Here is an 8542-nt window from a genome sequence, read left to right as displayed (position 1 = left end):
ACTATCGTCCATATACCATCACACACTACAGTCACCTCGTGAAATTTTTCTATAGTATAGCATCCCTGTTATTAAAATATCGTAAAGAATAGGTCTGCCAGTTTAATGTGTTATAAAGAAAAATTTCCAGAATCTGTCCCCTGCCCAGAGATACAAAAAGGCTCCTTCACGGCGAATTTTCATTCGCTTTCGTGAAGGAGCCGAGACTGTCAGTCTTCTATTCGCAGCATTCGGTAGCCTATGCCGATGTGGGTTTGAATATATTTTGGATTAGATGCGTCTTTTTCGATTTTCTTGCGCAGTGTGGCCATGAATACCCGCAGAGACGCTACGTTGCTTTCCCAGGCATTGCCCCAGATTTCCCGGGTAATATAGGTGTGCGTCAGCACTTTACCTACGTTGCGGGCCAGCAGGCACAGCAGCTTGTATTCAATCGGCGTAAGATGAATTTCCTTATTGTCGCAGTAGACACAGCCGGCGACATAGTCGATCTTCAAATCGCCGTTAATAAACACGGTCTGTCCTTCCTGGGCGCCGCCGTTCTGACGGGCATACTGGAGACGCCGTTCGACGACGCGGATACGGGCCAGCAGCTCTTCTACGGAAAAAGGCTTGGTAATGTAATCATCGGCACCGGCATCAAGGGCGTCGATCTTGTCCCGGTCTTCGCTGCGGGCGCTGATTACGATAATCGGCAGGGCCGACCAGGAACGGATCTGTTTGATAATGGAAACGCCGTCCATATCGGGCAGTCCCAGATCCAGGAGGACAATATCCGGCTGATGGGACACAGCTTCCAGGAGGGCCTGTTTTCCCGTCCGGGCCGTATGAAACGGATATTCCTGCAGCTTCAGCGTCGACGCAATCAAATTGCGTATGGCGCCGTCATCTTCAACAATGAGAATGTTTGGTTTCGTCATGCTGATCGATCTCCTTTACAGGCAACGTAAATGTAAAAATAGTGCCATGAGGCTTATTGTCCTGCACTTTAATATCGCCGCCATGAGAGCGGATAATAGACTGGCACAGGTTGAGGCCCAGTCCCATACCGCGGCGGCTGTCACCGCTTTTCGTGCCAGCTGTATAGAACATTTCAAAGATATGCCGCTTATCCCGCAGGGCAATCCCCTTGCCTTCGTCGGCAACGGATACTTCTACAAAGTCGCCCTTCCGGCGGGCCCGGACGGTAATAGTCGTGTTTTCCGGCGTATATTTGATGGCGTTGTCAATAAGGTTGACCAGGACCTGCACGATAAGCCGGGCATCAATATATACCATGAGGATGTCGTCTGTTTCTTCAAAGCGGATTTCATGATGCTTATTATGGGATTTGACATGCTTGAGAGCTTCGCAGACCACATCATCCAGTAATTCCATATGTCGCTGGAGCTGCATGGTCCCATTTTCAATGCGCGTAACAGAGAGAATATTTTCTACCAGATTGATGAGCCAAATCGAGTCTTCATAGATGTTTTCATACATTGTCCGCCGCTGCTGCAGGGTCATTTGTTCATCATTATTCAGCAGCACGTCAGCATTGCCGGAAATGCTGGTCAACGGCGTCCGCAGATCATGGGAAATGGACCGGAGCAGGTTGACCCGCAGCTGTTCATTCTGAGCGTGAACGTACAGTTCACGGCGCTTGCGGTCATACAGTTCCTTTTCCAGGGCCAGCGCCCCTTCGGTCGTAATCGATTCAGCCAGGTTGATTTCACTGGCTTCAATGCGCCGGCCGGCAGCGGAAATGCCGATGACGCTGTACACACTGTCCTGGGAGCGTACGGGAATGTACAGGCAGTTGGCATCACCCAGCGTTTCCGTCGTCGCGCCGGCCCGTTTTTTGTTCTTGTAGACCCACAGAGCCACGCCCTGTTCATTGGGACTGCTGAGCATGGCCTGATGATGGACGCCGTGTCCGCCGGCTGTATAGACGTGAGGCCGCATCATCTGCGGCGGCGTCTGCGTGTCATCGACAGGATAGTACACAATATCCCGCCGCAGCAGCTTGACCAGCTGATCGGCAACGATTGTTTCAATGTCCTGATTCGATGACGCTTTCTGCATCATCTGGCTCGTTTCCAGGAGCAGGCGCATGCGGTACGCCGTCCGCGCAGCCTGAATGGCCTGCACTTTTACCTTATGAGCCAGTTCCCCGGCCAGAAAGGCTGTAAAGAACAGGATGGCAAAGGTAATGCTGTATGACGGATCGTACGCCGAAAAGGTATGGCGCGGCTCAATAAACAGAAAATCAAAGGCCAGAATATTCAGTGCCGCCAGGACTATGCTGGAAAACCGGCTGTCCGTATACAGCGCCGTGCCAAAGACGCCCAGCAAATACAGGGGAATAATGGACACCGTATTCAGACCGGCAGCGTACATGGCCATGCTGATGGCCGTCGTCAGGATGAAGACAAAGGCGGTAAAGGCCATATCCCGTCCCTGTACGGGCTGATTCTTTTTAGAGCGGCGCATGAAGGGAATCCGCAAGGTCGGCGTCGTGTTGTCCGGAATGACGTGAACGTCAATTTTCGGCAAATATGCCAGAAGCTGATCGGTAAAAGGCTTGCTTACGAGGCCAAAAAAACCGCTCCGCGTATTGCTCCGCCCTACGACGATCTGGGACACGCCGGACATGCGGGAAAACTCGGCAATCTGCAGGGCTACGTTATCGCCGACGACGGTTTCTACCGTTGCTCCCAGCAGTTCAGCCAGGCGGATATTTTTGTCCAGCCGATCCCGATTGGCCTTGGTCATGCCTTCATAATCCGATGTACGGACAAAGAGGGCCGTGAAGTGAGCATTAAAGGCATTGGCCATACGGGCTGCCGTACGGATGATCTTGGGGTTTGTCGGCGACGACGACAGGCAGACCAGAATATGTTCTTTTGTATGGTACGAACTGTTTTTAGTCCGTTCAGCAATGCGGTTGACCCGATCGGCCATGCGGCGCAGGGCAATTTCCCGCAGTGCCGTCAGATTATCAGTGGTAAAGAAATTCTTCAGTGCACTTTTGGCCTGTTTGGCCTGGTAAATCTTACCGTCATGAAGGCGCTTTTCCAGGTCTGCCGGTTCAATATCGACGAGTTCGACCTGATCGGCATTATCGAAAACCGAATCGGGTATCCGTTCCCGGACGGTTACCTGCGTAATAGAGGCAACAATATCGTTTAAGCTTTCCAGATGCTGTACATTGACTGTCGTGTACACGTCAATGCCGGCCTGCAGCAGTTCCTGAATGTCCTGATACCGCTTTTCATGGCGGCAGCCCTTGGCGTTCGTATGGGCCAGTTCATCAACGAGGATGAGCTGCGGTTTCCTCCGCAAGGCACCGTCAATATCAAATTCATGAAGTGTAATGTCCTTGTACGTAATGGTCAGGGTCGGCAATACTTCCAGCCCCTGTACCAGTGCCGCCGTGTCCGGCCGGGCATGGGGCTCAATATACCCGGCTACGACATCTGTCCCCTTGGCCAGTTCTTCATGAGCCGCTTCCAGCATGGCATAGGTTTTCCCAACGCCGGCAGCATAGCCGAAAAATATCTTCAGTTTTCCCTGTTTGGCCCGCCGTTCTTCATCTTGTATGCGCTGTAAAATCCTGTCTGGTGACGTTCGTTCACTTTCACCCATTATCATTTCCCCTTTATCCATTTCAAAAAAAGGACTGTATATCGCTGTGAATTCCGCTATATACAGTCCTTGGGAACTGAAACTTCTATATTATATTATATACAAATTGTGCAAATTGGCAATTCCTCTGGCCTTATCCCTGCGGAGAAAGAACGCCGTCCAGCATCAGATTGACTTTCAGGACATTAACCGTCGTTTCACCGAAGAATCCCAACGTTTTCGGGTTGGTGCAGGCTGCAATAATTTTATTTACTGCATCTTCACTCATGTTGTTTTCCCGGGCCAGGCGAGGTACCTGGTACTGTGCAGCAGCCAGGGAAATATCAGGGTCCAGACCACTGCCGGAGTTAGTAACCAAGTCAACAGGAATGGGTTTGTCGCCCTGTTCCGGATTGGCTTTATGGATTTTTTCAATCCGTTCAGAAATAAGTTTCTGATAGTCTTCACTGGCCGGGCTGAGGTTGGACGGAATGCCGTAAGCCAGAGCATTGCCGTCTTTATCCGTATATGTAGATACGTCGACGTTCGTAATACGGCCCCACATATGACGGTTGCTGCTGAAGTTCTGGCCCAGTAAGGCACTGCCGTATTTGACGCCGTTGACTTCGATCATGGAACCGTTTGCCGTGCTCGGGAACAAGGCCTGAGCAATACCGGTCATAACCACTGTATAGATGAACCCGCAGAAGACGGTAAAGAAAATAACCTGTAATAAGGCTGTTCTAAAAATTCGCATATCACTCTCACCTTTCTTATACTAAGCCCAATCCTACAAGGATGACGTCAATAACTTTAATGCAGATAAACGGAATGATGATACCACCTAACCCGTAAATCAGCAAGTTGCGGCTAAGCAGTTCGCCTGCCGGTACTTCGCGGTATGCAACACCTTTCAGAGCCAGCGGAATCAGGGCGACAATGATCAGGGCATTGTAGATAATAGCCGACAGAATAGCACTCTGCGGATTATGCAGGCCCATGATATTCAATGCTGCCAGGCCCGGATAGAGGGAAATGAACAGGGACGGAATGATGGCGAAGTATTTTGCCAAGTCATTGGCAATACTGAACGTCGTCAAGCTGCCGCGAGTCATAAGCAGCTGTTTGCCGATGTGAACGATGTCGATCAGTTTCGTAGGAGACGAATCGAGGTCGACCATGTTGCCTGCTTCCTTAGCAGCCTGTGTACCGGTGTTCATGGCAACAGCAACGTCTGCCTGAGCCAGAGCCGGCGCGTCGTTCGTGCCATCGCCAGTCATGGCAACCAGATGGCCTTCTTTCTGCAGCTTGCGGATCATTTCCAGTTTGCCTTCCGGAGTAGCTTCAGCCAGGAAATCATCGACACCGGCTTCAGCAGCAATAGCTGCAGCAGTCATGGGGTTATCGCCTGTGATCATGACGGTCTTAATCCCCATCTTGCGGAGGTCAGCAAATTTTTCTTTAATGCCGTCTTTAATAATATCTTTCAGGTATACAACGCCCTGTACGATGCCATCTTCGGCAACGACCAGCGGTGTACCGCCTTTTTCTGCAATGCGCTGTACAATATCATCACATTCCTGCGGATAGACGCGGCCTTTTTCCTGAACGTAGTTCTTCATGGCATCAGCTGCGCCCTTGCGGATTTCGTGACCATCAAAGTCAACGCCGCTCATGCGGGTTTTAGCAGTAAAGGGAACGAAGTGCATTTTCCGTTCTTCCAGCTGCAGGCCGCGGAGGCCAAATTTTTCTTTAGCCAGAATAACGATGCTGCGGCCTTCCGGCGTTTCATCGGCCAGAGAGGACAGCTGAGCAGCTCTTGCCAGATTCTGCGGTTCAATACCCTTTACAGGGAAGAATTCAGAAGCCTGGCGGTTGCCGAGGGTAATGGTACCGGTCTTATCGAGGAGCAGCGTATCAATGTCACCAGCTGCTTCAATAGCACGGCCACTCATGGCCAGGACGTTAGCCTGGTTCAGACGGCTCATGCCGGCAATACCGATAGCGGAAAGAAGTGCGCCAATCGTCGTAGGAGCCAGGCATACGAGGAGGGCAACCAGCGTAACGATAGACGAAGGGTTATCCATTTCAGCCTGTTTAGCCGAGAAGTCAGAGTACGTGTACAATGACAGGACGACGAGCAGGAAAATGATGGAGAACGATACGAGCAGAATCTGCAGAGCCAGTTCGTTCGGCGTCTTTTTACGGTTAGCACCTTCAACCATGGAAATCATCTTATCCAGGAAGGAGTTGCCTGCATCAGCTGTAACACGGATGACCAGCCAGTCAGAAGTCAGGCTCGTGCCGCCCGTAACAGCGGAGCGGTCGCCGCCGCTTTCACGAATAACCGGAGCCGATTCACCGGTAATGGCTGATTCGTCGACAGATGCGGCGCCGTCGATAACTTCGCCGTCGGCCGGAATCTGTTCGCCTGCTTTGACGTAGACGATATCGCCTTTTTTCAAATCACAAGATAATACAGTCGTGCCTTTTTCTTTATTGTCTGCACTTTCCAGTTTGAAGGCCTTTACGTCCTTCTTAGCAGCCCGCAGTGCATCAGCCTGGGCTTTGCCGCGGCCTTCAGCAATGGCTTCGGCAAAGTTGGCAAACAGGCAGGTCAGCCACAAAATAACGGCAATGGCGAAGGTGTAGCCAGTCGATACGCCTTTCAGTTCTGCCGGCGATGCGCCGAACGATACGATCCACAGGATCGTCGTCAGTACGGCCGAAACATATACCAGCAACATAACGGGGTTTTCCGTCTGAATGCGGGGATCCAGTTTTATAAAGGAATCTTTCACAGCCCGCATGACCATTTTCTGATCGGAAAGAGCTGTTTTATTTTTATCCATAGTGAGACTCTCCCTCCTTACATGTGCATGCTGAAGTATTCAGCAACCGGTCCTAACGACAGAGCCGGGAAGAAGTTCAATGCGCCGACCAGAATAACGATGAAGATCAGAAGGAATACGAACATCGTATTGGTTGTCGACAGCGTACCAGCCGTAACGGCAATCTTTTTCTTCTGAACCAGGCTGCCGGACATAGCCAAGATGCCGAGGATCGGCAGCAGACGAACGAAAATCATCGTAAGGCCAATGGTGACGTTCAGGAACGGCGTATTGGCGTTAAAGCCGGCAAAAGCGGAACCGTTGTTGCCGCCGGCAGAAGAATAAGCATACAGCAATTCAGAGAAACCATGAGCGCCGGAGTTCGTCAGGCTTTCGTCTACGCCCGGCCATACAGCAGCAATGCCGCTGGCGATCAGAATGCCGATTGGTGTTGCCAGGCAAACCAGAACGGCCCATTTCATTTCATACGGTTCAATTTTCTTGCTCAGGAATTCAGGTGTACGACCAACCATCAGGCCGGCAATAAATACGGTCAGGACAGCGAAACCAATCATGCCGTAGAAGCCGCAGCCTACGCCGCCGAATACAACTTCGCCCAATTCCATCTGTAACATTTCAACCAAGCCGCCCAGCGGAGTGTAGCTGTCGTGCATGGAGTTGACGGAGCCGTTGGAAGCAGCGGTCGTGAAGGTTGCCCAAGTCGAGGACTGAGCAATACCGAAGCGGGATTCTTTCCCTTCCATGTTGCCGCCTGGCTGCGTGTCGGAAGCAACGATGTCAATCTGGTTCTGATGAGCCAGCTGCGGCGTAGCAACCTGTTCGTTGTAGCCGACAATGGCTAAGAAAGCAACCAGCATAATAAACATAGCCAGGAAAATCGCACGGCCCTGTTTTTTATTTTTAATGCTAATACCGAAAGAAAAGCACAGGCCTGCCGGAATCAGCAGCAAAGCGATACATTCAAAAATATTGGTTAAAGCATTCGGGTTTTCCAGCGGATGAGCGGAGTTAACGCCCATGAAGCCGCCGCCGTTCGTACCGAGCTGTTTAATAGCAACCTGGCTGGCGCCCGGGCCCATAGGAATAAACTGTTCTGTAATGATCGTTGCATCAGGAACGACCTGACCGTCTACCGTAACGGTATTGGTGTTCAAGTCGATCTGGGCATCTTCGATCCATTTGCCGTCTGCATCAGCAGCAACCGGTTCTACCAGACGTGCTGTCTGTGCAGGAGAGAAGTTCTGAACAACGCCCTGAGAGAAGAGGACGATGGAAACAACGAAGCTCAGCGGAAGGAGAATATAAACCGTTGCGCGGGTCAGGTCAACCCAGAAGTTGCCCAGGCCTTTTTCCTTCGCCCGGATGAAGGCCCGAATCATAGCCCACATAACGGCAATCCCTGTAGCAGCGGATACGAAGTTCTGCGTTGTCAGACCCATGAACTGGGAGAAATAACTCAGAGCGCTTTCACCGCTGTAGGCCTGCCAGTTCGTGTTCGTGGCGAAGCTGGCTGCCGTGTTGAAGGACAAGTGCCAGCTCATGGGTTCAATGTTCTGCGGATTGAACGGCAGTTTGTCCTGGAAGATCTGGAAAAAGAATAAGAAAAGTAAGCCAATGGTAAAGAACCAAACAACAGAAACGAAGTAGGTTTTCCAACCCATGTCTTCATCTTTCTGTACGCCCGTAACCTTGTAAATCAAGGATTCGAGGGGCGATAAGATTGGACTTAAAAATACGCGTTTGCCGTCCATGGCATTGGCCATATATTTGCCAAGAGGAATGGCAAGGACGACGAGAACGACTAAGAATACAATATACTGAGCTACTGCACTCATTATTGTTCATCCCCCTTTAACAACACATAGAAGTAATAAATCAGCAGCACTATGGCTGCAATGGCACTTACATAGAGCATAATGTCCATAGTATTTCCCTCCTTCGAGTTCTTATCATACTACAGGGCAAATAAAAATAGTGTTAGAGTAGCGCGGTGCATGTTAAGATTGTATTAATATTGCGTTAAGATTTCTATATATATTGAGTCCACCCCATGCCGCCGCTTCATAGGTCAGACTATATATAAT

The 8542-nt window shown here is 50.7% G+C and carries 5 protein-coding genes; all 5 read right to left on the bottom strand.

The genetic code is table 11. The features are described from left to right. Positions 1-209 precede the first annotated feature (209 nt). The 5 genes from Q3886_RS06480 to kdpA all read right to left on the bottom strand — a co-directional run bounded on the left by Q3886_RS06480 (position 210) and on the right by kdpA (position 8293). Positions 210-920: a response regulator gene (locus Q3886_RS06480; RefSeq protein WP_301860417.1), complete on the bottom strand. Its 711-nt coding sequence runs from the start codon at positions 918-920 to the stop codon at positions 210-212. Continuing rightward, on the bottom strand, positions 892-3627 hold the full coding sequence (locus Q3886_RS06475; protein ID WP_301860415.1) for a sensor histidine kinase KdpD: 2736 nt from the start codon (positions 3625-3627) through the stop codon (positions 892-894). The genes Q3886_RS06480 and Q3886_RS06475 overlap by 29 nt, the downstream gene beginning before the upstream one ends. Before the next feature lie 133 nt (positions 3628-3760). Next, positions 3761-4363 (bottom strand): potassium-transporting ATPase subunit KdpC, encoded by a 603-nt coding sequence (kdpC, locus tag Q3886_RS06470; protein ID WP_301860414.1) that lies wholly within the window; start codon positions 4361-4363, stop codon positions 3761-3763. Positions 4364-4379: 16 nt separating this feature from the next. Further along, positions 4380-6458, bottom strand: coding sequence for a potassium-transporting ATPase subunit KdpB (gene kdpB, locus Q3886_RS06465; protein WP_301860413.1), 2079 nt, complete (start codon positions 6456-6458; stop codon positions 4380-4382). A gap of 17 nt (positions 6459-6475) precedes the next feature. Beyond that, positions 6476-8293 (bottom strand): potassium-transporting ATPase subunit KdpA, encoded by a 1818-nt coding sequence (kdpA, locus tag Q3886_RS06460; RefSeq protein ID WP_301860411.1) that lies wholly within the window; start codon positions 8291-8293, stop codon positions 6476-6478. Between the last annotated feature and the right edge of the window lie 249 nt (positions 8294-8542).

Source organism: uncultured Megasphaera sp. (assembly GCF_958350005.1).
GTDB lineage: Bacteria > Bacillota > Negativicutes > Veillonellales > Megasphaeraceae > Megasphaera.
Note: the sequence above shows the minus strand (reverse complement) of the source record. Positions and strands in the feature narration are given on the sequence as shown.